Here is a 23,201-nt window from a genome sequence, read left to right on the forward strand (position 1 = left end):
CCCCGGACGTGGCGAAGGCCGCCTCGGAGAATCCGAGGCGGCCTTCGCGAACCCTCTGGCTCAGCGGCCGGCGCGCCGGGCGCCCGCGCGGGTGCCCGACGAGAACGCCGCCGCGCCGCCCGAGCGGTTGCCCGTCGCCGCGGCCCCCGAACGCCGGGCACCACCGCCGGCGGGGGCACCCGAGCGCCGGGAAGCGCCGCCGGCAGCGGCACCGCCCGCGCGGCGGGACCCGCCCGAAGCGGCGGCGTCCGACCGGGGAGCGCCTGATCGTCGCGAGCCACCGGAAGCCGGGCCGCCCGCGTTGCCGCCGGAACGGCCGGAGCGGGGCTGCTCTTCACGCCGCGTCCGGGCCTGCTGGCCGCCGCGGTTCTCCTTGGGCGCCGCACCCCGGCGCCCACGCCCGGCACCCGGGGCCGCGCCCGAAGCCGTCACCTTCTTCGGCCGGTTGTCCACCGCCGGCGCCTTCGAGAACGTCCGCTCGCCCGGGGCCAGCTCCGCCAGCAGCGGGTGACCCGGGCCGAGCTGGGTCGTCGTCGGCTTGATGCCGGCCTTGCGGGTGAGGTCGCGCACGTCGCGGACCTGCGCGTCCGTCATCAGCGTCACCACCGTGCCCGACGCCCCCGCGCGCGCCGTGCGGCCCGAGCGGTGCAGGTACGCCTTGTGCTCGACCGGCGGGTCCGCGTGGATGACCAGCCGGACGTCGTCGACGTGGATGCCGCGCGCCGCGATGTCCGTCGCGACCAGCGTCTTCGCGGTGCCGGAAGAGAACGCCTCGAGGTTGCGCGTGCGCGCGTTCTGGCCCAGGTTGCCGTGCAGCTCGACCGCCGGAACGCCCGAGGCCACGAGCTTGCGCGTCAGCGCCTTCGCGCGGCTCTTCGTCCGCGTGAAGACGAGCGTGCGGCCCGGCGCCGCGGTGAGGTCGACCAGCACCGGCAGCCGGTGGGTCTCCTCGAGGTGCAGGACGTGGTGCTCCATGGTCGACACCGGCGACTGCGCCGAGTCGACGCTGTGCGTGACCGGGTCGCTCATGAAGCGCTTGACCAGCACGTCCACGCCGTTGTCCAGCGTCGCCGAGAACAGCAGCCGCTGGCCGCGCGACGGCGTCTGGTCCATGATCCGCCGCACCTCGGGCAGGAAGCCCAGGTCGGCCATGTGGTCGGCTTCGTCCAGCACGGTGATCTCGATCGCGTCGAGCTTCACGTGCCCGGAGCGTATGTGGTCGGCGAGCCGGCCGGGGCAGGCGACGACGATGTCGACGCCGTCGCGCAGCTTCGTGATCTGCGGGTTCGCGCTGACGCCGCCGAAGATGGTGGTCGTCTTGAGGCCCAGCGGCTTGGCCAGCGGCAGGATCGAGGCCTCGATCTGCGTCGCGAGCTCGCGGGTCGGCGCCAGGATCAGCGCGCGGGGACGCCCGGGCTTGCGGCGCGTCGGGCCCGCGGCGAGGCGGGCCAGCACGGGCAGGACGAAGCCGTAGGTCTTGCCGGAGCCGGTCCGGCCGCGGCCGAGCACGTCACGCCCGGCGAGGGTGTGCGGCAGGGTCGCCGCCTGGATGGGGAAGGGCTCGGTGACGCCCTGGGTGGCCAGCGCGGCCACGAGCGGGGTCGGCAGGCCGAGTTCAGCGAATGTGCTCATAAGTACTTGCGGGCACGCTTGTGCCCTGGTCTCCATAACCTGAGAAGGGTTGTCCTGCCCGGCGCAGACCGGTCAACGGCCGCGGCGCGTGGTAGTCGACAACAGCAGCGGGCCGAGGCAGAACTGAGCGGCCCGCAAGATCAGTGTACCGAACGGGGGTGACCTAGCCCCAGTGAGATTGCCCGCACTCTGGGGGGCTTGCTAAGTTACCCGTCGGTAATCGAGGAGGACCACCCATGCTGCTGAACCCGCACGAGTACGACCCGGCCCACTTCGACGCGGAGACGCGCCGGCTGCTCCGGGCGACCATCGACTGGTTCGAACAGCGCGGCAAGGCGAAGCTGACCGAGGACTACCACAACCGCGTCTTCTACGCGGACTTCCTCGAGTTCGCGGGCAAGGAAGGCCTGTTCTCGACGTTCCTGACGCCGTCGGCGAACGGAGGTGGCAACCCGGACAAGCGCTGGGACACCAGCCGCGTCGCCGCGCTGTCGGAAATCCTCGGCTTCTACGGCCTGAACTACTGGTACCCCTGGCAGGTCACGATCCTCGGGCTCGGCCCGGTGTGGCAGAGCGGCAACGACGTCGCCCGCAAGCGCGCGGCGGACGCCCTCGACGCCGGCGGCGTCGGCGCCTTCGGACTGTCCGAAAAGGACCACGGCGCCGACATCTACTCCTCGGACCTGGTGCTGACCAAGGACGGCGACGGCTACCGCGCCACCGGCTCGAAGTACTACATCGGCAACGGCAACTGCGCGCGCACGGTGTCGGTCTTCGGCCGCATCAACGGCGTCGAAGGCCCCGACCAGTACGTCTTCTTCTACGCCGACTCCGAGCACCCGAACTACCACGTGGTCAAGAACGTGGTGCCGTCGCAGATGTACGTCGCCGAGTTCCGGCTCGAGGACTACCCGGTGCACGCGGACGACATCCTGCACGTCGGCGCCGAAGCCTTCAGCGCCGCGCTGAACACCGTCAACATCGGCAAGTTCAACCTCTGCTTCGGCGGCATCGGCATGGCGACGCACTCGCTGTACGAAGCCATCACGCACGCGCACAACCGCGTGCTCTACGGCAAGCCCGTGACGAACTTCCCGCACGTGCGCCGCGAGTTCGTCGAGGCCTACGCGCGGCTGACGGCGATGAAGCTGTTCTCCGACCGCGCCGTCGACTACTTCCGCAGCGCGAACCCGGACGACCGCCGGTACCTGCTGTTCAACCCGATCACCAAGATGAAGGTGACGACCGAGGCGCAGAAGGTGATCGGCCTGGTCGCCGACGTCGTCGCGGCCAAGGGCTTCGAGGCCGACACCTACCTCGCGATGTCCAAGAACGACATCGACGGCCTGCCGAAGCTCGAAGGCACGGTGGCCGTCAACCTCGCGCTGATCGCGAAGTTCATGCCCGCGTACCTGTTCGCGCCGCAGGAGTACGCGCCGGTCGGCACGCGCACCGACGCCGCGGACGACGAGTTCCTCTTCCGGCAGGGCCCCGCGCGCGGCCTGTCGAAGATCCGGTTCCACGACTGGAAGACCGCGTACGCCGAAGCCGCGCACATCCCGAACGTCGCGCTGTTCACCGAGCAGGCGGGCTACCTGGTCAAGCTGCTCACCGAGGCGGCGCCGGACGAGGCCCAGCAGGCCGACCTCGACTTCGGGCTCGCGCTGACCGAGCTGTTCACGCTGATCGTCTACGGCCAGCTGGTGCTGGAGCAGGCGCGGATCACCGGCCTCGACGAAGAGGTCGTCGACCAGATCTTCGCCGTGCTGGTCCAGGACTTCAGCGCCGCGGCGGTGGACCTGAACGGCAAGGCGAGCTCGACCGACGCCCAGCAGGCGATCGCGCTGGCCGCGCTGCGCAAGCCGGTGGTGGACGCGGAGCGCTTCGAAAACGTCTGGGCGCGGGTCCGGGCGCTTTCCGGGGTCTACGCGATGAACCCCTAAGCCGATCGACACGCGGTCTCCCGGTTGGCAAGATCACGAGCGTGAACCGAGAGCGGGCGGCGGAGCTGATCTGGGACGCGTGGCAGACCGGGAAACGCCTCGACGGACTGCCCGCGGACGCCCGCCCGCGGGACGCGGCCGAGGGCATGGCCGCCCAGGCCGCGCTCGCCGAGCTGGCCGGGCCGGTGTCCGGCTGGAAGATCGCCGCGACCACCGCGTACGCGCGGCAGTACCTCGACGTCCCCGGCCCGCTGCCCGGGGTGATGTTCGAGCGGTTCCGCCACGCCGAGGGCTCGCTCGTGCCCGCCGACACGATGACGATGGGGGTCGCCGAACCCGAGTTCGCCTTCCGGCTCAAGGCCGACCCGGGGTCGTCGCCGTCGCTGACCGCGGTGCTCGACGCCGTCGACACGATGTTCCTCGCGCTCGAGATGCCGGACAGCCGCTACACCGACCACCAGCACGCGGGCGGTCCGCAGCTGCTGGCCGACGTCGCGTGCGCGGGCCGGTTCGTCGAGGGGCGGCCGGTGCCGGGCTGGCGCGACCTCGAGCTGCCGCGGCAGCAGGTCGTCCTGCACGCCGACGGCGAGGAGTTCTCGCGCGGCAGCGGCAGCCTGGTGCTCGGCGACCCGCGGCTGGCGCTGCACTGGCTGGCGATGGAGCTGAGCCGCCACGGCCGGTCCCTGCGCGCGGGCGACGTCGTGACGACCGGGACGGCGACTCCGCCGTGCCCGATCCACGCCGGCGGCCACGTCGTCGCCGACTTCGGCGCGCTGGGCAGCGTCGAGGCGCGGTTCGCCGGGGGAGGGTAATTCGCCGGTTCCGGCGCTATCGTCGGCGCGTGGGCGAGCGCGGCAGGCCACGGCACCCCGACCGGCTGACCCCCGCCGAGTGGCGGGTGGTCGACGCGGTCCGCCACGGCCTGAGCAACGGCGAAATCGCGCGGCGGCGCGGAACCAGCCGGGACGCGGTCAAGTTCCACGTCGGCAACGCCGTCCGCAAGCTCGGCCTGGCCGGGCGGGCCGAGCTGCGCGCGTGGCGCGGCGCCCCGGCGGACAGCGCGCTCGGCCGGGCTTCCGAGGAGGAACCGATGCTGGGACCGATCGGGCAGGTTTCGCGGACTGTCACCGACCTCGCGCGGGCGAAGGAGTTCTACGGCGAGGTGCTCGGCCTCCCGCACCTATACACGTTCGGGGACTTGGCGTTCTTCGACTGCGACGGCGTCCGGCTGTTCCTGACGACCGGCGAGCCTCGCGGAGGGGAGTCAGTGCTGTACTTCACTGTCCCGGACATCAACGCCGCCTACGACACGCTGCGCGCGAAGGATGTCGAGTTCCTCGGCGCACCGCACCTGATCTTCCGGCACGAGTCCGGCGTCGAGGAGTGGATGGCGTTCTTCGCCGACCCCGACGGCCACACCACCGCGATCATGAGCCAGGTGTCGCTAGGGTGATCGGGTGCTGACGTTCCGTGCCGGGTTCCTCGTGCTCGCCGCGGTCGTCCTGCTGCTCGACGCCGGGTTCTGGTGGTTCGCCCACGCCCAGCACCGGACGACCGCCCGGATCGGCTTCTTGGTGGCGTTCGTGCTGCTGCTGGCGCTGCTCGCGGCGGCCGCGGGGCTGGTGCGGTGGGAGGTCGCGGCCCCGCTCGCCGCGGCGTCGACATCGGGCCTGTTCTTCGTCGGCGCGGCGGCGATCTTCAGCGTGGGCATCGGGTTCCTGCTGGCCGCGGTCTTGGAGGCGGCGCTGCTGCGCAGGCTGGTGCTGGACGCGTCCCCGACGGGCTGGCGCGGCGGCACCGGGCTGATCAGCGCGTCGGCCGCGGTGGTGCCGATGGCGCTGTTCGCGATGGGGCTGTCCGCGTTGCGCTGACCCCGCGGATGAAGGCGGGCCATCACCCCAACGGGATGGCCCGCCGTCGTCGCACGTCCTACTTGCCGAACCCGGCCCGCCGCAGGGCGTCCGCCATGGAGCCGCTGCCGCCGGAGCCGGAGTTGCCGCCCCGGTTGCCGCCGCCGCCCGAGCCGCCGCGCTGGCCGCCGCCACCGGAACCGCCGCGGCGCTGACCACCGCCGCCGCCGCCCTGACCGCGATCCCGGCCGCCCCCGCCACCGCGGTTACCCGAGGAAGCACCCGGCTCGTCGTCCAACCGCAGCGTCAACGAAATCCGCTTCCGCGGCACATCGACGTCCAAGACCTTGACCTTCACGATGTCCCCGGGCTTCACGACTTCCCGCGGATCCTTCACGAAGTTCTTCGACAGCGCCGAAACGTGCGCCAGGCCGTCCTGGTGCACCCCGACGTCGATGAACGCCCCGAACGCCGCCACGTTCGTCACCACACCCTCGAGCCGCATCCCCGGCTTCAGGTCCGAGATCTTGTCGACACCCTCGGCGAACGTCGCCGTCTTGAAGGCCGGGCGCGGGTCGCGGCCCGGCTTGTCCAGCTCGGCCAAGATGTCCGTCACCGTCGGGAGACCGAACGTCTCGTCCACGAAGTCGGCGGGGCGCAACGACGACAACGTCCGCGTGTTGCCGATCAGGGAGCGCAGGTCCGTGCCCGTCTTCGACAGGATGCGCCGGACCACCGGGTACGCCTCCGGGTGCACCGACGACGAGTCCAGCGGGTCGTCGCCGTCCGGGATGCGCAGGAAGCCCGCGCACTGCTCGAACGCCTTCGGACCCAGCCGCGCGACCTCCTTCAGCGCCGTCCGGGAACGGAACGGCCCGTTCGTGTCGCGGTGGGAGACGATGTTCTCCGCCAGCCCCGTCGTGATGCCCGAGACCCGGGTCAGCAGGGGAGCGGACGCCGTGTTGACGTCGACGCCGACCGCGTTCACGCAGTCCTCGACCACCGCGTCCAGCGAGCGCGACAGCGACACCTCGGACAGGTCGTGCTGGTACTGCCCGACGCCGATCGACTTCGGGTCGATCTTCACCAGCTCGGCCAGCGGGTCCTGCAGCCGGCGCGCGATCGAGACCGCGCCGCGCAGCGAGACGTCCATGTTCGGCAGCTCCTGCGAAGCGAACGCCGACGCCGAGTACACCGACGCGCCCGCCTCGGACACGACGGCCTTCGTCAGGTTCAACGACGGGTGCTTCTTGATCAGCTCCTGGGCCAGCTTGTCCGTCTCGCGCGACGCCGTCCCGTTGCCGATCGAGATCAGGTCCACCTTGTGCCGCGCGCACAGCGCCGCGAGCTCGGCGATCGACTGGTCCCACTTGTTCGCCGGCTGGTGCGGGTAGATGACGTGGGTGTCGACGACCTTGCCGGTCGCGTCCACCACGGCCACCTTGACGCCGGTGCGGAAGCCCGGGTCGAGGCCCATCGTCGCCCGCGTGCCGGCCGGCGCGGCGAGCAGCAGGTCGCGCAGGTTCGACGCGAACACGCGCACGGCGTCGTCCTCGGCCGCCTGGCGCAGCCGCATCCGCAGGTCGATGCCCAGGTGCAGGAGGATCTTGGTGCGCCACGCCCAGCGCACGGTGTCGCCGAGCCACTTGTCGCCCGGGCGCCCCTCCTGCTTGATGCCGAACTTCGCCGCGATGCGGTGCTCGTAGTCCGTCGGGCCGACCTGCGGCTCGTCGGTGGGCTCGTCCGGCGACATCGTGAGGTCGAGGACCTCCTCCTTCTCGCCGCGCAGCATCGCGAGGATCCGGTGCGAGGGGAGCTTCGTGTACGGCTCGGAGAAGTCGAAGTAGTCGGAGAACTTCGCCCCTTCCTCCTCCTTGCCCGCGCGGACCTTGGCGACCAGGTGGCCCTGGCCCCACATCTTCTCCCGCAGGTCACCGATGAGGTCGGCGTCCTCGGCGAAGCGCTCGACGAGGATGGCGCGGGCGCCGTCGAGCGCCGCCTGCGCGTCCGCGACGCCCTTGTCCGCGTCGACGAACACCGCCGCGGCGGCCTGCGGATCCGTCGACGGGTCGTTCAGCAGGCCGTCGGCCAGCGGCTCGAGACCCGCTTCGCGCGCGATCATGGCCTTCGTGCGGCGCTTCGGCTTGTAGGGGAGGTAGATGTCCTCCAGCCGCGACTTGGTGTCCGCCGCGAGGATCGAAGCTTCCAGGGCGTCGTCGAGCTTGCCCTGGCTCCGGATCGACTCGAGGACGGCGAGCCGGCGCTCGTCGAGCTCCCGCAGGTAGCGCAGCCGCTCCTCGAGCGTGCGCAGCTGCGCGTCGTCGAGCATGCCGGTGACTTCCTTGCGGTAGCGCGCGATGAACGGCACGGTCGACCCGCCGTCGAGCAGGTCGACGGCGGCCTTGACCTGTCCTTCGCGCACGCCCAGTTCTTCGGCGATCTTCTGCTCGACCGACACGCTCACTGCAACACGCTCCTGCTTCGCCTGGTTCCGATCGTCTCATTCTGCCGTTTCCGCCACCCCGACTTTCGGATGGGGCTCCTTGACATTCAGATTGGTCTAGTCCATTTTGTGGTGACCTGCCTCACCGCCTTCGTGGAGGTCGCCCGTGGTCCCCAAGGTTCGTCTAGCCCTGCTTTCACTACTTTCCGTGGTCGCGCTGAGTCTCGGCGTGACGTTCGTCCTCGCCGGCAACGCCGCGGCGGCGAACATCCTGGCCAACCCGGGCTTCGAGTCCGGCACCTCGGGCTGGACCTGCACCTCCCCGGCGACCGCAGTGAGCACCCCGGTCCACAGCGGGAGCCAGGCGCTGAGCGCGACGCCGACGTCGTCGGACAACGCGCAGTGCTCGCAGACGCTCACCGTCTCGGCGAACACGGCGTACAAGCTGTCGGCGTGGGTCCAGGGCAGCTACGTCTACCTGGGCGTTTCCGGTTCGGCGACGACCAGCACGTGGACGCCGGGCACCAGCGGCTACCAGCAGCTGTCGCTGAGCTTCACGACCGGCTCGAGCACGTCGCTGACGGTGTACCTGCACGGCTGGTACGCCCAGCCGACGTACTACGCCGACGACGTCAGCCTCGACGGCCCGGGCACCCCGCCGCCGACGACGCCGACCACGCCCACCACGCCGACGACGCCCCCGACCACCACGACCCCGCCAACGACGACCACGCCGCCGCCGACCCAGGGTGACCTGCCCAAGCACGTCCTGACCGGCTACTGGCAGAACTTCTACAACGGCGCCAAGGCGCTGAAGCTGGCCGACGTCCCGGCGAAGTACAACATCATCGCGGTGTCGTTCGCGGACGCCACGGGCACGCCGGGCGCGGTGAGCTTCACGCTCGACTCCGGCCTGTCGTCGCAGCTCGGCGGCTACACGGACGCGCAGTTCAAGGCGGACATCAAGACGGTCCAGGCGCGCGGCCAGCGGGTCATCATCTCGGTCGGCGGCCAGAACGGCACGATCAGCGTGAGCGACTCGACCTCGGCGAACAACTTCGCGAACAGCGTCAAGTCGCTGATCTCGAACTACGGTTTCGACGGCGTCGACATCGACCTCGAGAACGGCATCAACGCCACCTACATGGGCCAGGCGCTGCGCAGCATCTACAACGGCGGCGGCAAGGTCATCACGATGGCGCCGCAGACGATCGACATGCAGTCCACGCAGGGTGGCTACTTCCAGCTGGCGCTGGGCATCAAGGACATCCTGACGGTCGTCAACATGCAGTACTACAACTCCGGCTCGATGAACGGCTGCAACGGCAACGTCTACTCCCAGGGCACGGTCGACTTCCTGACCGCGCTGGCGTGCATCCAGCTCCAGGGCGGCTTGCGGGCGGACCAGGTCGGCCTCGGCCTGCCGGCGTCGTCCCAGGCGGCCGGCGGCGGGTACCAGGCCCCGGCCAACACGGTGTCGGCGCTGAACTGCCTGGCCCGCGGAACGTCGTGCGGCAGCTTCAAGCCGTCGGCGACGTACCCGTCGATCCGGGGCGCGATGACTTGGTCGATCAACTGGGACGCGTCGAACGGGTACGCGTTCGCCAACACGGTCTCGGCGGGGCTCGCGAGCCTGCCGTGACCGTGCGCTGAGGAAGGCCCTCCCGGAAGCGCGGCCGGGAGGGCCTCTCGCGTGCTCAGCGGTAGGGGCGGAAGAACTCGCGCAGCTCCGCCGCGTACAGCTCGGGCTCCTCGAACGGCGCGAAGTGGCCACCCCGCTCGGGTTCGGTGACCCGCGCGAGGTTCGCCGTCCGCTCGAGCCACGCCCGCGGCGGCGGCAGGATGTCGCCGGGGAACAGGGAAAAGCCGGACGGCACCTCGACGCGCTCGGCGCGCCGGGCGGGCGGGATCGCGGCGTTCGCGTGGTACATCCGCATCGACGAGCCGATCGTCCCGGTGAGCCAGTAGATCGTCACGTTGGTGAGGATCTCGTCCTTCGTGAAGCTCCGCTCGATGTCGCCACCGCAGTCGCTCCACGTGCGCATCTTCTCGACGATCCACGCGGCCAGCCCGGCCGGGGAGTCGGTCAGCCCGAAGGCCGCGGTCTGCGGCTTCGTGCGGTGCATCGCCGCGTAGGCGCCCTCGGCCGCGCCCCAGCCCGGCCACGCGGCCAGCCAGTCCCGTTCCTCGGGCGTGAGGTCCGCCGGGTCGCCGGTGAAGACCGGCGAGAGCGCGTCCATCCGGTGCAGCGCCACCACCCGCTCGGGGTGGTCGAGCGCGAGGAAGCGGCCGACGTGGCTGCCGATGTCCCCGCCTGCCGCGCCGAACCGCTCGTAGCCGAGCGTGGTCATCAGCTCGGCCCACATCGCGGCGACGGCGACCGGATCGACGGGGGCGCCCGGGCGGTCCGAATACCCGTAGCCCGGCATGTCCGGCACCACGACGTCGAACGCGTCGGCAGGGTCGGCGCCGTGCGCGCCGGGATCGGTCAGCAGCGGGACGACCTTCGCGTAGCGCCAGAACGAGTCCGGCCAGCCGTGCGCCAGGAGCAGCGGCAGCGCGGTTCCGGACGGCGCCTTCGCGTGCACGAGGTGGATTCCGAGACCGCCCACCGAAGTGCGGAAGCGGGGGAGCCGGGCGAGGGCGGCCTCCTGCGCGGGCCAGTCGAACCCGTCGGCCCAGTACGCGACCAGCTCACGCAGGTAGTCGAGGTCGGTGCCCAGTGCCCAGCCGGCGTCCTCGGGTGCGTCCGGCCACCGTGTCGCGCGCAGCCGGGCGCGGAGGTCCTCGATGGCTGACGGGGTGGTTTGCGGACTGAACCGCTCGATGGAGTTCGACACCACTGAAAGCTATAACTGGTGTTGCCGTTCGTCAACACCAGTATCGCGTTACAGTGGTGTCATGGGTGGTGACCTGACCTTGGTCGAGCAGTTCCTCAACACGCTCGACGAACGGACTTTCCGCCGGCACGGGCAGCAGCACGTGGCCGGCGACCGCTTGACTTCGGTCGAGGACCTGTCCGGCTGGCTCGAGCAGCACGATCTGGCGGGGCGGCCGCTGTCGCCGGCCGACCTGACCGCCGCCGTCGCCCTGCGCACCGCGCTCCGAGCGGCGCTGTCGGATGACGCGGAAGCCGCGAAAGCCCTGGCCGGCTTTCCGCTGCGGCTGACTCCCGACGCGTCCGGAACGCTGCGGGTCACCGCCGTCAGCGGCGTGCCCGGTCTCGACGAGGTGGTCGAAGCAGTGGCGGCGAGCGTCGCGTCCGGCGGCTGGCACCGCATGAAGCTGTGCGCGGCGGAGGACTGCCGCTGGGCCTTCCACGACACCTCGCGCAACGGCGGTGGCCGCTGGTGCCACATGGAAGCGTGCGGCAACCGCACCAAGACGCGCGCCTACCGCCGCCGCGCCGACTGACGGCTAGACCGGCGTGATCGGCAGCCTCAGCGCGCCCGGCGCCTCCGCCGGCACCACCGGGTTCTTCGGCGCCACCGGCGCGACCCGCTGGTACGGCGAACCCAGCGAAGGCCGCGGGTCGGCTTCCCCGTGGTTCGGCCAGAACGCCATCGCCCGCTCGGCCTGCGCGGTGATCGTCAGCGACGGGTTCACGCCCAGGTTCGCCGTGATGGCCGACCCGTCCACCACGTGCAGCCCGGGATACCCGTAGACCCGCTGGTAGGGGTCGATCACGCCCGACTCGGCCGAGTCCCCGATCGTGCAGCCGCCGATGAAGTGGCCGGTGATCGGGATGTTCGCCAGGTCCGTCCACGCCCCCTGAGGCAGCCCGCCGATCTTCTCCGCGACCCGGCGCGTCACGTCGTGCCCCGCCGGGATCCACGACGGCGACGGCGCGCCCGCTCCCTGGCGGGTCGTCATCCGGCGGCCGAACAGGCCCCGTTTCGTGTACGTCGTCACGGAGTTGTCGAGCGTCTGCATCACCAGCAGCCCGATCATCCGCTCCGACCACCGGCGCGGGTTGTGGATCCGCAGCAGGTCCCGCCGGGACCGCCACAGTTCACGCAACCCCAGCACCCAGCGGCGGCGGCCCGGCTCGCCGTCCACCAGCACCGTCGCCATCAGGCCCATCACGTTGCTGCCGCGCCCGTACCGCACCGGCTCCACGTGCGTCACGTCGTCCGGGTGGATCGACGACGTGATCGCGACCCCGCGCGTGTAGTCCGTGTCCTCTCGCAACGACCGGGCCGCCAGCACGGCTTCGGAGTTCGTCCGGGCCAAGAGCCCGAGCCGGGGCGACAGCCGTGGCAGAGTTCCGTTGTCGCGCAAGCGGTGCAGCAGCCGCTGCGTCCCCAGGGCGGCCGCGGAGAACACCACCTGCGACGCGGTGAACGTCCGGCGGGACAGGCCGCCGGTCCGCCGCGTGTCGACCGCGTACCCGCCCTCGATCGGCCGGACGGACACCGCGGTGGTCAGCGGGTGGACGGCCGCGTCCGCCTGTTCGGCCAGGTAGAGGTAGTTCTTGACGGTCGTGTTCTTCGCCCCGACCCGGCACCCGGTCATGCACTCGCCGCACAGCGTGCAGGAGGTCCGCAGGGGACCGGCGCCGCCGAAGAACGGGTCCACCCCGGACTGTCCGAAGTAGACGCCGACCGGCGTGCGGCGGTACGTGTGCCCGATGCCCATGTCCGCGGCCACCTCGGAAAGCACCCGGTCCGCGGCCGTCGTCGCCGGGTTCTCGACCACGCCCAGCATCCGCTTCGCCTGGTCGTAGTACGGCGCGAGTTCGGACTTCCAGTCCGTGATGTGCGCCCACTGCGGGTCGGCGTAGAACTTGTCCGGCGGTTCGTACAGCGTGTTCGCGTACACCAGCGAACCGCCGCCGACGCCGGAGCCGCTCATCACGAACGTGTTCTTCAGCAGCGTCAGCCGCTGGATGCCGAAGCAGCCCAAAGCGGGCGCCCACAGGTACTTGCGCAGCCGCCACGACGTCTTCGCGAACTCGTCGTCGGCGAACCGGCGGCCGGACTCCAGCACGCCGACGCGGTAGCCCTTCTCGGTCAGCCGCAACGCCGTGACGCTGCCGCCGAACCCGGACCCGATGACCAGGACGTCGTAGTCCATCACGCCACCACTCGGTAGTCGCCCACGTCGAGGCGCCGGGTCCGGCGGTCGTACTCGGTGACCAGGCCCGGCCAGTTGGTCGTCACCCGGCCGTCGGCCTGGCGGTACCAGCTCGTGCACGCGCTCCAGACGCTGCGGCCCAGCCGGTTTTGGACCTCCCGGTCGTAACGCTCTTCGACGTCCGGCCGGACGTCCACATAGGACACGCCGGGGCGGGTGAGCTGTTCCACCGCCTGGCGGATGTAGCGCGCCTGGCGCTCGATCATGTAGATGATGGACCCGGCGCCGAGGTTGGTGTTGGGCCCGTAGACGCAGAACATGTTCGGGAACCCGGGCACGGCCATGCCCAGGTACGCCCGCGCGCCGCCGGCCCACTCGGCCCGCAGCGACCGGCCGTCGAGCCCGGTGACCTCCATCGGGCCCAGGAACTCCGTCGCGGCGAACCCGGTCCCGTAGACCAGGATGTCCGCCTCCAGCTCGGTCCCGTCCTCGACGCGGACGCCGCTCTTCGTGATCTCGGTGATCCGCCGCGTCTCGACGTCGACGTCCGGCTGCGCCAGCGCGGGCAGGTAGTCGTTGGTGAACAGGATCCGCTTGCAGCCCAGGGGGTAGGCCGGCTTCAGCTTCGCGCGCAGCTCGGGGTCCTTGATGTGGCGGCGCCGCAGCTGCGCGGTCCGCAGCTCGAACATCTTCGCCAGCAAGGGGTGCTTGGTCATCGCGTAGGTCGCGTACTCGGCGAGCAGGAAGATCCGCAGCCGGCCGAGCAGCTGCGTGGGCGGCAGGTGCTCGAACAGCCAGTGCTGCCATCGCCGGTAGCTCGGATCGGACTTCGCCATGACGTACGGCGGCGTGCGCTGGAAGACCGTGACGTGCCGGGCGTGCTTGCGCAGCTCGGGCACGAACTGGACGGCGCTGGCGCCGGTCCCGATGACGGCGACGCGCTTGCCGGTCAGCTCGACGCCGTGGTCCCACCGCGCGGAGTGGAAGGCGTCGCCGGCGAAGCTCTCGCGGTTCGGGATGTCCGGCAGCGCGGGCCGGGACAGCTGCCCGACGGCCGGGACGAAAACGTTTGCCTCGTACGTTTCGCCGCTCTTCGTCTCGACGCGCCAGACGCCGCGGCCGGCGTCGAACGCGGCCCCGGTGACCTCGGTCCGGTACCGGATGTGCGGCCCGAGGCCGTACTTGACGATGACACGGCGCAGGTAGGCCAGGATGTCCGGCTGGTGCGAGAACCGCTTCGGCCACCGCGGGTTCGGCTCGAAGGAGTACGAGTACAGCGGCGACGGGATGTCGCACGCGGCGCCGGGGTAGGTGTTGTCCCGCCAGACGCCGCCGGCCTCGGTCGCGCTCTCCAGGATCGTGAAGTCGGTGAACCCGGCGCGCTTGAGCTCGACCGCCGTCCCGATGCCGCCGAACCCGGTGCCCACGATCAGCACCGACGGCCCCTTCGCCGAACTACTCATGGAGAAAAAGCTACGCAGCGGACGCCTGTGACAACAGGCCACGAACGGTCACTCGATCGAGAATTCCGGCCAGCTTCACGCCGAAGGCAGGATCCGCACTTCCCGCGTCTCGGCGGCCGGCTCCGCCCACGTCACGAGCTGCCCGGCCGCGCTCTCCAACGCCCCCACGTCCCGCTTCGGCAGCTTCTCGAACGGCGACAGCTCCAGCACGGCCGCCTTGCGCTCCTTGCGCAGCTCCCAGAACCCGCGCACCTGCCCGCCGACCAGCAGGGTGCCCTTGACCAGGCCGTTCTGGGTGATCACGCGCTTGCGGTACTCGTCGGAGATCACCCGCGTCCGGTCCGCGAACGACAGGATCATCTGGTCGAACGGCCCGAGCAGCCGCGGCGGCGCCGGGGTGTCCTCGTCCGGCACCGTCAGCTCGGGCAGGTCCAGCAACTCGCGCCCGTCCGGGTCGCGGTAGCGCCGCAGGTCCATCGACGCGGCCACCTCGCCCAGCCGGGTGATGCCCGCCCACGCCTGCACGTCCGCCACCGACGCCGGCCCGAACGCGCGCAGGTACCGCGCGATGAGCGAAGCGGGCGAAGGCGGCGGAAGCGCTTCGCCGACCCACTCGTCGAGACACGCGTACGTCGTCTGCCCGGCCTTGCCCCAGATCGCCCGCGGCGGAGTCTGGACCAGCGGCAGCCGCGCTCGCGCCAAGTGGGTCAGGGAGGCCGCGGGGACGTCCCACCGCTCGGCTAGCGAAGCACCCAACGCCGTGCTCGACAACGGCGAGCGCGAAAGCAGCTCACGTGCCGCGGAGGCGATCTCGGCGTGGTCCAAGCCGGCCAGCGGACGCGCGTGCTGCGTGTTCGTCTTCAGGTCGCGCTCGTAGAGCACCTGGACGACCGGCCGCCACGCCAGCGCGTCGGCCGCGGTCACGAGGTGGACCGTGCCGCGCATCAGCGCGATCCGGACCACCCGGCGTTCCTCCAGCAGGGAGGCCAGCTCCGAAGGCCGGAACCCGTGCAACCGCGACCACAGCGCGAAGTACGGCGGGAACGGCGCCTGCGCCTGCAACCCGGCCAGGTGCTCCACCGCGTCCAACGCGGACATCTTCGCGCGGCGCAGCAGCAGCTGGCGCTCCAGCGTCGCGCGGTTCATGGCCCGCCTGCTCAACGTCTCCACGCCGTCACCCTAACGATCACCCCGGACAGTTCCGGTCCTCGATTCGACGCCCGCGCGGCCGTCATCCATAATTCCGGCCATGGCCGAGCTCGCCGCGCCCGCCGTCGGGGACTGGGACTTCCCGCGCGGCACCGCGAGCATCGAGCTGATGACCCGGTTCGCCGCCGACCGCGGTCTGCCCGCCGAAAAGCTCCTGGCCGCGACGACGCTCTCGCCGGAGCTGCTCGCCGACCCGTCGGTGCAGGTCGACGCGCGGCAGGAGCTGGCCGTCGTCCGCGCGCTGGCCGAGCTGGACGGCTCCGACGCGACGGCGCTCGAGCTCGGGCGCCGCTACCGCGTCAGCACCTTCGGCATCTTCGGGTTCGCCTGCATCAGCAGCCCGACGCTGCGCGATGCGATGCTGTTCGCCCTGCGCTACTTCGACCTCAGCTTCGCCTTCTGCATCCCGCACGTCGAGGTGGCCGGCGGCAAGCTGACGCTGGAGCTCGACGACAGCCGCGTGCCCGCCGACGTCGCCCGGTTCCTCGTGCTGCGCGACCTGGCCGCGATCTTCTCGGTCATGCACGACCTGCTGCCCGAGATCACCTTGGAGGACCTGAGCTTCCGGCACGAACGGTCCACAGTGGACCCGTACCGGGCCGCGTTCGGCGTGCGGCCGCGGTTCGGCGCCGACGCCTGCCGCGCGACGCTCGACCCGGCGCTGCTGGCCTTGCCCCTGCCGCAGGCGAACGACCAGACCGTCGCCCTGTGCGCCGCGCAGTGCGAAGCGCTCGTCGCGCGCAAACGCCGGCGTTCGGGCATCTCCCAGCAGGTCCGCGAGCGCCTGGTCCGGCTCGGCGGTGTCGACGCGGGCATGGACGAGATCGCCCGCCAGCTGACGCTCAGCACGCGCACGCTGCGGCGGCGCCTGACCGAAGCCGGCACCAGCTACCGCGCGCTCGTCGACGAAGTCCGCCAGACGCTGGCCGAGGAGCTGCTCGACACCGGCGTCCTGTCCGTCGAGGACGTCGCGTACCGGCTCGGGTACGCCGAGGCGTCGAGCTTCATCTACGCGTTCAAGCGCTGGACCGGGATGACCCCGGCGGCGTTCGCCCGGCGCTTCCGGGCCGCCCGGCAAGCACCGCCGGGTAGGTGAGCTTCAGCAGGTTGAGGATCGAATCGGTGAGGAAGGTGCGCAGCGCCGCGCGGTCGAGCGTGCCGCGGATCAGCCACTCGCGCGACGCGGCCCGCAGCAGCCCGCCGAACGACCGGATCATCGCGCGCAGCTCGTCCCGCCCCTCGGTGACGTCGGTCATCAGCGCGGCTTCCAGGACGCGGTCGGCCGCGACTTCGTCGGCCTCCAGCATGATCCGCTCGATCTCCGGGTCGCGGCCCGCGGACTCCGGGCCGATGACCGTCAGCCAGGCGTCGCGGTTGCGGTCCACGACGTCGATCCACCGCTCGACGCCGATCGCCAGCCGGTCCTCCATCGTGGTGTCCGGCAGCGCTTCGGTGACCGGCGCCGGCACGATCATCAGCTGCCGCACCACTTCCAGGTAGAGCTCGCGCTTGCCGCCGAAGTAGTGGTTGATGAGCGGGCGCGCGACCCCGGCGGCCTCGGCGATGTCCGAAGTGGACACCGACGCGTAGCTGCCGGCGCCGAACAGGTGCCGCGCGGCGGCGAGGATCTCCGCCCGCCGTTCGGCCGGTTCGAGGCGGCGCCGCCGCGGCCGCGTCCCACTGGTCATCCGCCCAGCCTCGCCGGGGATCGGCATGCTGTCAACAAGTAGTTGACCCTACGTCAAAAGGTTCGTTTCGCCGGAGGGACCGTCGTTACGCAACCGGAACAACCCGCCGGTAACTCCCCGGCGTCCGGATGCGACGAGACGGCAGGGACCCGCGACCGGTGGTAGGAGCAGATGACCGAAGAAGGCGCGCCGATCCGGCCGGCCGGACGCTGGGTGAGCGTCCGCCTGCAGCATCGCCACGTCAGCTTCGACGAGGCCTTCGAGCCGGACGAACCCCTCCCGGACGGCGACTGCGCGGACGAGGGATCGCTGTCGTACTCCGGAATCGTGATCACGGGCTACGACGACGGTTCGAAGGTTTCCGAGCGCTGGATCCCGCTCGGGGTGGACCCGTCCGAAGCGGACGACGAGCGGTTGATCGAGCAGCTGCGCGACGCCCTGCTCTGGCAAGCGGGGCGCCCGCCCCAGACCGCCGGGGACTGACCGGTCACGACCCGGTGCGCAGGCCCTCGAAAGCCACCTTGCACACCGCGTCCGCCACTTCGGTCGCCGCCGAGCCCCGGCGCGGCTTGTACCACTCGATCAGCGAGTTCACCATGCCGAAGATCAGCCGCGCGGTCACCGACGGGTCGACGTCGGGGCGGATGTCGCCCTCGGCCTCCGCCTGCTTCACCAGGTCCGTCACCAGCCGGTCGAACTCGCGCCGCCGCGTCAGCGCCGCCCGTTCGACCTTCGTGTTGCCACGCACGCGAAGCAGCAGCGTCACGAACGGCAGCCGGTCGGCGAGCACCAGCACGCTGCCGCGCACCAGGTGCTCCAGCCGGTCGATCGCGCGGCCGTCCAGCTGGTCGGTCGACGCGGCGACCTCGAACAACCCGTCCAGGGCCCGGTCCACCGCCAGCCGCAGCAGTTCCTCCTTGCTGGGCACGTGGTGGTAGATCGCGGACTTCGTGATGCCGAGCTTGCGGGAGAGGTCCTCCATGCTCGTGCCGTCGTAGCCGCGCTCGTTGAACAGCTTCACCGCCACCTGCAGCAGCGACTCCAGGTCGTAGCCGGGGCGGCCGCGGCGCGGGGCCGTCACCGCTGCTCCCGCTGGTCGACGATCCGGCGCATCTTGCCCATGGACCGCTCCAGGGTGTCCGGCTCGACGACCTCCACCGACACGGTCACGCCGACGCCGTCCTTGACGCCGCTCACCAGCGTCGCGGCGGCCTGCTCACGCGAAGCGGCCGAAGCGTCGTGACGCGCTTCCACCCGCACGGTCAGGTGGTCGAGCCGCCCGCGCGTCGACCGGACGAGCTGGAAGTGCGGGCTCAGGCCGTCGGTGCGCAGCACGATCTCCTCGATCTGCGTCGGGAAGACGTTGACCCCGCGCAGGATGATCAGGTCGTCGGTGCGGCCGGTGACCTTGGCCATCCGCCGGAACGCCGGCCGCGCGGTCCCCGGCGACAGCGCCGTGAGGTCGCGGGTGCGGTAGCGGATGATCGGCAGCGCCTGCTTGGTCAGCGACGTGAACACCAGCTCGCCGGTCTCGCCGCCACCGAGGACCTCCTCGGAGTACGGGTCGATCACCTCGGGGTAGAAGTGGTCCTCCCAGATGTGCAGGCCGTCCTTCGTCTCGACGCACTCCTGCGCGACGCCCGGGCCCATCACCTCCGACAGCCCGTAGATGTCGACGGCGTCGAGCGCGAACCGCTCTTCGATCTCGGCGCGCATCTGCTCGGTCCACGGCTCGGCGCCGAAGATGCCCACCTTCAGCGACGACGAACGCGGGTCGACGCCCTGGCGCTCGAACTCGTCGAGCAGCGTCAGCATGTACGACGGCGTGACCATGATGATCTCGGGCTTGAAGTCCGTGATGAGCTGCACCTGCCGGGCGGTCATGCCGCCGGACGCGGGGATGACGGTGCAACCCAGCTTCTCCGCGCCGTAGTGCGCGCCGAGGCCGCCGGTGAACAGGCCGTACCCGTAGGCGACGTGCACCTTGTGCCCCGGCCGGCCGCCGGCCGCGTGGATCGAGCGGGCCATCACCGTCGCCCAGGTGTCGATGTCCTGCTCGGTGTACCCGACGACGGTGGCCTTGCCGGTGGTGCCGCTGGAGGCGTGGATGCGGCGCACCTGGTCCTGCGGCACGGCGAACATCCCGAACGGGTAGTTCTCGCGGAGGTCCTGCTTGGTGGTGAACGGGAACTTCGCCAGGTCGGCGAGCTCCTTGCAGTCGTCCGGGTGGACGCCGGCCTCGTCGAACTTCCGCGTGTAGGCGGGCACGTTCGCATACGCGTGCCTGAGCGTCCACTGCAGACGTTCCAGCTGGAGGGCGGCCAGCTCGCCCGCGCCGATGTTCGCCTCGATCATGGTCGGTCCCGTTTCGCGGAGATGGCGCGGCTGCGGCCGCGGAATTCGGCGACGACCTCGGGCCCGCCGGGGGTCTCCCGGTGCACGGTGACGTCGTAGATGCCGTTGCGGCCGTAGCGGGTGCGCTCGGTGGCCGTCGCGACCAGGTGGTCGCCGAGCCGGCCGGCCGCGACGAACGAGATTTCGGCGCCCGCGGCGACGGTCACCGGGCCGTGGGTGTTGCACGCGCAGGCGAACGCGGTGTCGGCGAGCAGGAAGACGTACCCGCCGTGCGCGATGTCGTGGCCGTTGACCATCGCGGGGGTGATCGTCATGGTGGCGACGGCCCGGCCTTCGCTCGCTTCGACGAGTTCGATGCCCAAGGCGCGTGACGCCTCGTCGGCGGCGAACATGGTGTGCGCGGCGTTGGTCATGCGCTCTCCGTCCTCACTGACCGAATGGACGGTCACCTCACGGTGTCGCTCAGTAAAGGCAGTGGCCGGGACCGTGTCAAGCGTCGCCCCTTCCGATCTTCGGGTCCGGCGGCTACCATGCAATTACTGAACGTCCGGTAGGTAATTCGGTGGAGGTCGGGACCTGATGGCACTGCTGCGCAGCTACGTCTCCGGGAGCTGGCACACGGCGGCGGACGAGGGCGTCCCGCTGCACGACGCGGCCACGGGCGAGGAGGTCGCCCGGATCTCGTCGAAGGGCGTCGACTTCGCGGGCGCGCTGGAGTACGGCCGCCGCGTCGGCGGCCCGGCGCTGCGCGAGCTGACGTTCCACCAGCGCGCGGCCCTGCTGAAGGCGCTGGCCTCGCACCTGCGCGAGCACCGCGAAGAGCTGTACGCGCTCTCCGCGCGCACCGGGGCCACGCTCGGTGACTCGAAGTTCGACATCGACGGCGGCATCGGCGTCCTGTTCAGCTACGCCTCGAAGGGCAAGCGGGAGCTGCCCAACGACACCGTCTACGTCGAGGGCAACGTCGAGCCGCTGTCGCGCGGCGGCACGTTCGTCGCCCAGCACATCGCGACCCCGCTGCGGGGCGTCGCCGTCCAGATCAACGCGTTCAACTTCCCGGTGTGGGGGCCGCTGGAGAAGTTCGCGCCCGCCTTCCTCGCCGGCGTCCCGAGCCTGGTCAAGCCGGCCAGCTCGACGGCCTACCTGACCGCGCGGCTGGTCGAGCTGATCATCGAGTCCGGCATCCTGCCCGAGGGCTCGCTGCAGTTCGTCGCCGGCAGCGTCGGCGACCTGCTCGACCACGTCACCGCGCAGGACCTGGTGTCCTTCACCGGCTCGGCGTCGACGGCGCAAAAGCTGCGCGCGCACCCGGCGATCATCCGAAACGCCGTCCGGTTCAACGCCGAGGCCGACTCGCTGAACTGCTCGATCCTCGGCCCGGACGCCGTGCGCGGGACCACCGAGTTCGACCTGTTCGTCAAGCAGCTGACCACCGAGATGACGGTCAAGGCGGGCCAGAAGTGCACCGCCATCCGCCGCGCGTTCGTCCCGGCGTCGCTGCTCGACGACGTCGCCGCGGCCGCTTCCGAGCGGCTCGCGAAGGTGACCGTCGGCAACCCCACCGCCGAGGGCGTCCGGATGGGCGCACTGGCCAGCCTCGAGCAGCGCGAGGAGGTCCGGCGGTCGCTGAAGGCGCTGCTGGACGCCGGCAGCGTCGTCTTCGGGGACCCGGAAAAGGTCGAGGTCGTCGACGCCGACGCCGAGCGCGGCGCGTTCATCTCGCCGGTGCTGCTCAAGGCCGACCCCGAGCGCACCGAGCCGCACGAGGTCGAGGCGTTCGGCCCGGTCTCGACGCTGATGCCGTACACGTCCACCGAGCAGGTCGTCGACTTCGCCGCACGCGGCGGCGGGAGCCTGGCCGGGTCGATCGTCAGCGCGGACAAGGAGTTCGTCCGCGAGGTCGTGCTGGGCGCGGCGCCGTTCCACGGCCGCCTGCTCGTCCTGGATGCCGAGGACGCGAAGGAGTCCACCGGCCACGGTTCGCCGATGCCGCAGCTGGTCCACGGCGGCCCCGGGCGCGCCGGTGGCGGCGAGGAGATGGGCGGCGTCCGCGGCGTCCTGCACCACATGCAGCGCACGGCGGTCCAGGGTTCCCCGGCGGTGCTCACGTCGGTGACGGGTCGCTGGGTGACCGGCTCGCCGCGTGCGGAAGGTGACGTCCACCCGTTCCGGAAGTCCCTGGCCGAGCTGAAGATCGGCGACTCCGTCGTCGCCGGGCCGCGCACGGTCAGCCAGGAGGACGTCGACCACTTCGCCGAGTTCACCGGCGACACGTTCTACGCCCACACCGACCCCGAGGCGGCGGCCGCGAACCCGCTGTTCGGCGGGATCGTCGCGCACGGCTACCTGGTCGTCTCGTTCGCCGCGGGCCTGTTCGTCTCGCCCGAGCCGGGCCCGGTGCTGGCCAACTACGGCCTGGAGAACCTGCGCTTCCTGACACCGGTCAAGGTCGGCGACTCGCTGACCGTGACGTTGACCGCCAAGCAGATCACCCCGCGGATCGACCAGGAGTACGGCGAGGTCCGCTGGGACGCCGACGTCACCAACGCCGAGGGCGAGTCCGTCGCCAAGTACGACGTCCTGACCCTGGTTTCGAAGGAGCAGCCGTGACCGCTGTGGCCTCGCTCGAAGAACACTTCGAGCACACTATCGAGCGTGATCAGCGCATCGAGCCGCGCGATTGGGTGCCCGAGGGCTACCGCAAGACGATGATCCGGCAGATCGCGCAGCACGCGCACTCGGAGATCATCGGCATGCAGCCCGAGGGCAACTGGATCACGCGCGCGCCGTCGCTGCGGCGCAAGGCGATCCTGCTGGCCAAGGTCCAGGACGAGGCCGGCCACGGGCTCTACCTGTACTCGGCGGCGGCCACGCTGGGCGCGGACCGCGCGGACCTGACCGACAAGCTCATCACCGGCAAGCAGAAGTACTCGTCGATCTTCAACTACCCGACGCTGACCTTCGCCGACGTCGGCGTGATCGGCTGGCTGGTGGACGGCGCGGCGATCTGCAACCAGGTGCCGCTGTGCCGGTCGTCGTACGGGCCGTACGCGCGGGCGATGATCCGGATCTGCAAGGAGGAGTCCTTCCACCAGCGGCAGGGCTACGAGCTGCTGATGACGATGATGCGCGGGACTCCGCAGCAGCGTGAGATGGTCCAGGAGGCCGTGAACCGCTGGTGGTGGCCGTCGCTGATGATGTTCGGCCCGCCGGACGCCGATTCGCCGAACACCGCGCAGTCGATGGCGTGGAAGATCAAGCGCCACACCAACGACGAGTTGCGGCAGCGGTTCGTGGACATGTCGTTGCCGCAGGCCGAAGCGCTGGGGGTCACCTTCCCGGACCCCGACTTGAAGTGGAACGCCGAGCGCGGGCACTACGACTTCGGCGCGGTGGACTGGGACGAGTTCAAGAACGTGTTGAAGGGCAACGGCCCGTGCAACGCCTCGCGCGTCGAGCACCGGCGTCGCGCGCACGAAGACGGCGCCTGGGTCCGCGAAGCCGCGGTGGCGCACGCTGGAAAGAAGGAGCGCAAGTGAGCG

Annotated in this window: 20 protein-coding genes; 10 read left to right on the forward strand and 10 right to left on the reverse strand. The window is 71.0% G+C overall.

Annotated elements, in window-relative coordinates; all coding sequences use genetic code 11:
* Positions 1 to 60 precede the first annotated feature (60 nt).
* A complete protein-coding gene (locus ACIRSS_RS35415) occupies positions 61 to 1,632 on the reverse strand; it encodes a DEAD/DEAH box helicase (RefSeq protein ID WP_400902857.1) in 1,572 nt (523 codons plus the stop codon).
* 236 nt (positions 1,633 to 1,868) lie between these two features.
* Between ACIRSS_RS35415 and ACIRSS_RS35420 the strand changes: the two genes are divergently transcribed.
* The 4 genes from ACIRSS_RS35420 to ACIRSS_RS35435 are packed head-to-tail and all read left to right on the forward strand — an operon-like array spanning position 1,869 to position 5,446.
* Complete coding sequence (locus ACIRSS_RS35420) at positions 1,869 to 3,575, forward strand: acyl-CoA dehydrogenase (RefSeq protein ID WP_400902860.1); 1,707 nt, start codon at positions 1,869 to 1,871, stop codon at positions 3,573 to 3,575.
* Positions 3,576 to 3,616: 41 nt separating this feature from the next.
* A complete protein-coding gene (locus tag ACIRSS_RS35425) occupies positions 3,617 to 4,387 on the forward strand; it encodes a 2-keto-4-pentenoate hydratase (protein WP_400902863.1) in 771 nt (256 codons plus the stop codon).
* Between the two features lie 29 nt (positions 4,388 to 4,416).
* The gene (locus ACIRSS_RS35430) at positions 4,417 to 5,028 is read left to right on the forward strand and encodes a VOC family protein (protein ID WP_400902865.1); all 612 of its coding nucleotides are present in this window, start codon (positions 4,417 to 4,419) and stop codon (positions 5,026 to 5,028) included.
* Between the two features lie 4 nt (positions 5,029 to 5,032).
* Complete coding sequence (locus ACIRSS_RS35435; protein ID WP_400902868.1) at positions 5,033 to 5,446, forward strand: hypothetical protein; 414 nt, start codon at positions 5,033 to 5,035, stop codon at positions 5,444 to 5,446.
* 58 nt (positions 5,447 to 5,504) lie between these two features.
* Here ACIRSS_RS35435 and ACIRSS_RS35440 read toward each other — a convergent pair whose 3' ends face one another.
* A complete protein-coding gene (locus ACIRSS_RS35440) occupies positions 5,505 to 7,889 on the reverse strand; it encodes a Tex family protein (protein WP_400902871.1) in 2,385 nt (794 codons plus the stop codon).
* Between the two features lie 145 nt (positions 7,890 to 8,034).
* Here ACIRSS_RS35440 and ACIRSS_RS35445 point away from each other — a divergent pair, with 145 nt between their 5' ends.
* A complete protein-coding gene (locus ACIRSS_RS35445; RefSeq protein WP_400902873.1) occupies positions 8,035 to 9,510 on the forward strand; it encodes a chitinase in 1,476 nt (491 codons plus the stop codon).
* Positions 9,511 to 9,565: 55 nt separating this feature from the next.
* Here the strand turns inward: ACIRSS_RS35445 and ACIRSS_RS35450 are convergent, their stop codons facing one another.
* Positions 9,566 to 10,708, reverse strand: a complete 1,143-nt coding sequence (locus ACIRSS_RS35450; protein WP_400902876.1) for an epoxide hydrolase family protein — start codon at positions 10,706 to 10,708, stop codon at positions 9,566 to 9,568.
* Positions 10,709 to 10,769: 61 nt separating this feature from the next.
* On the opposite strand from ACIRSS_RS35450, the gene ACIRSS_RS35455 reads away from it, so the two are divergent.
* Entirely contained in the window at positions 10,770 to 11,282 is a 513-nt protein-coding gene (locus ACIRSS_RS35455) for a CGNR zinc finger domain-containing protein (protein ID WP_400902879.1), read from the forward strand.
* 3 nt (positions 11,283 to 11,285) lie between these two features.
* Here the strand turns inward: ACIRSS_RS35455 and ACIRSS_RS35460 are convergent, their stop codons facing one another.
* The 3 genes from ACIRSS_RS35460 to ACIRSS_RS35470 all read right to left on the reverse strand — a co-directional run bounded on the left by ACIRSS_RS35460 (position 11,286) and on the right by ACIRSS_RS35470 (position 15,553).
* Positions 11,286 to 12,944 carry a GMC oxidoreductase gene (locus ACIRSS_RS35460; RefSeq protein WP_400902882.1) on the reverse strand — a complete coding sequence of 553 codons (1,659 nt, stop codon included), beginning with the start codon at positions 12,942 to 12,944 and terminating at the stop codon, positions 11,286 to 11,288.
* Positions 12,944 to 14,407 (reverse strand): flavin-containing monooxygenase, encoded by a 1,464-nt coding sequence (locus ACIRSS_RS35465; protein WP_400902885.1) that lies wholly within the window; start codon positions 14,405 to 14,407, stop codon positions 12,944 to 12,946. Before ACIRSS_RS35465 ends, ACIRSS_RS35460 begins: the two co-directional genes overlap by 1 nt.
* A gap of 75 nt (positions 14,408 to 14,482) precedes the next feature.
* Complete coding sequence (locus ACIRSS_RS35470; protein ID WP_400902888.1) at positions 14,483 to 15,553, reverse strand: winged helix DNA-binding domain-containing protein; 1,071 nt, start codon at positions 15,551 to 15,553, stop codon at positions 14,483 to 14,485.
* A gap of 103 nt (positions 15,554 to 15,656) precedes the next feature.
* Here ACIRSS_RS35470 and ACIRSS_RS35475 point away from each other — a divergent pair, with 103 nt between their 5' ends.
* Positions 15,657 to 16,712, forward strand: coding sequence for an AraC family transcriptional regulator (locus ACIRSS_RS35475; protein ID WP_400902891.1), 1,056 nt, complete (start codon positions 15,657 to 15,659; stop codon positions 16,710 to 16,712).
* On the opposite strand, the gene ACIRSS_RS35480 is transcribed toward ACIRSS_RS35475, so the two are convergent.
* Positions 16,633 to 17,304, reverse strand: a complete 672-nt coding sequence (locus tag ACIRSS_RS35480; RefSeq protein WP_400902893.1) for a TetR/AcrR family transcriptional regulator — start codon at positions 17,302 to 17,304, stop codon at positions 16,633 to 16,635. The two genes, ACIRSS_RS35475 and ACIRSS_RS35480, sit on opposite strands and share 80 nt — an antisense overlap.
* 171 nt (positions 17,305 to 17,475) lie before the next feature.
* Here ACIRSS_RS35480 and ACIRSS_RS35485 point away from each other — a divergent pair, with 171 nt between their 5' ends.
* Positions 17,476 to 17,787: a hypothetical protein gene (locus ACIRSS_RS35485; RefSeq protein WP_400902896.1), complete on the forward strand. Its 312-nt coding sequence runs from the start codon at positions 17,476 to 17,478 to the stop codon at positions 17,785 to 17,787.
* Positions 17,788 to 17,791: 4 nt separating this feature from the next.
* On the opposite strand, the gene ACIRSS_RS35490 is transcribed toward ACIRSS_RS35485, so the two are convergent.
* The 3 genes from ACIRSS_RS35490 to paaI are packed head-to-tail and all read right to left on the reverse strand — an operon-like array spanning position 17,792 to position 20,072.
* Entirely contained in the window at positions 17,792 to 18,385 is a 594-nt protein-coding gene (locus tag ACIRSS_RS35490; protein WP_400902897.1) for a TetR/AcrR family transcriptional regulator, read from the reverse strand.
* Complete coding sequence (gene paaK, locus ACIRSS_RS35495) at positions 18,382 to 19,659, reverse strand: phenylacetate--CoA ligase PaaK (protein WP_400902899.1); 1,278 nt, start codon at positions 19,657 to 19,659, stop codon at positions 18,382 to 18,384. Before paaK ends, ACIRSS_RS35490 begins: the two co-directional genes overlap by 4 nt.
* On the reverse strand, positions 19,656 to 20,072 hold the full coding sequence (gene paaI, locus ACIRSS_RS35500) for a hydroxyphenylacetyl-CoA thioesterase PaaI (RefSeq protein ID WP_400902902.1): 417 nt from the start codon (positions 20,070 to 20,072) through the stop codon (positions 19,656 to 19,658). Before paaI ends, paaK begins: the two co-directional genes overlap by 4 nt.
* A 166-nt stretch (positions 20,073 to 20,238) precedes the next feature.
* Here paaI and paaZ point away from each other — a divergent pair, with 166 nt between their 5' ends.
* Positions 20,239 to 22,269, forward strand: a complete 2,031-nt coding sequence (paaZ, locus tag ACIRSS_RS35505) for a phenylacetic acid degradation bifunctional protein PaaZ (RefSeq protein WP_400902904.1) — start codon at positions 20,239 to 20,241, stop codon at positions 22,267 to 22,269.
* The gene (paaA, locus tag ACIRSS_RS35510; protein ID WP_400902907.1) at positions 22,266 to 23,198 is read left to right on the forward strand and encodes a 1,2-phenylacetyl-CoA epoxidase subunit PaaA; all 933 of its coding nucleotides are present in this window, start codon (positions 22,266 to 22,268) and stop codon (positions 23,196 to 23,198) included. The genes paaZ and paaA overlap by 4 nt, the downstream gene beginning before the upstream one ends.
* Positions 23,199 to 23,201 lie beyond the last annotated feature (3 nt).

The organism is Amycolatopsis sp. NPDC101161, from assembly GCF_044768185.1.
GTDB lineage: Bacteria > Actinomycetota > Actinomycetes > Mycobacteriales > Pseudonocardiaceae > Amycolatopsis.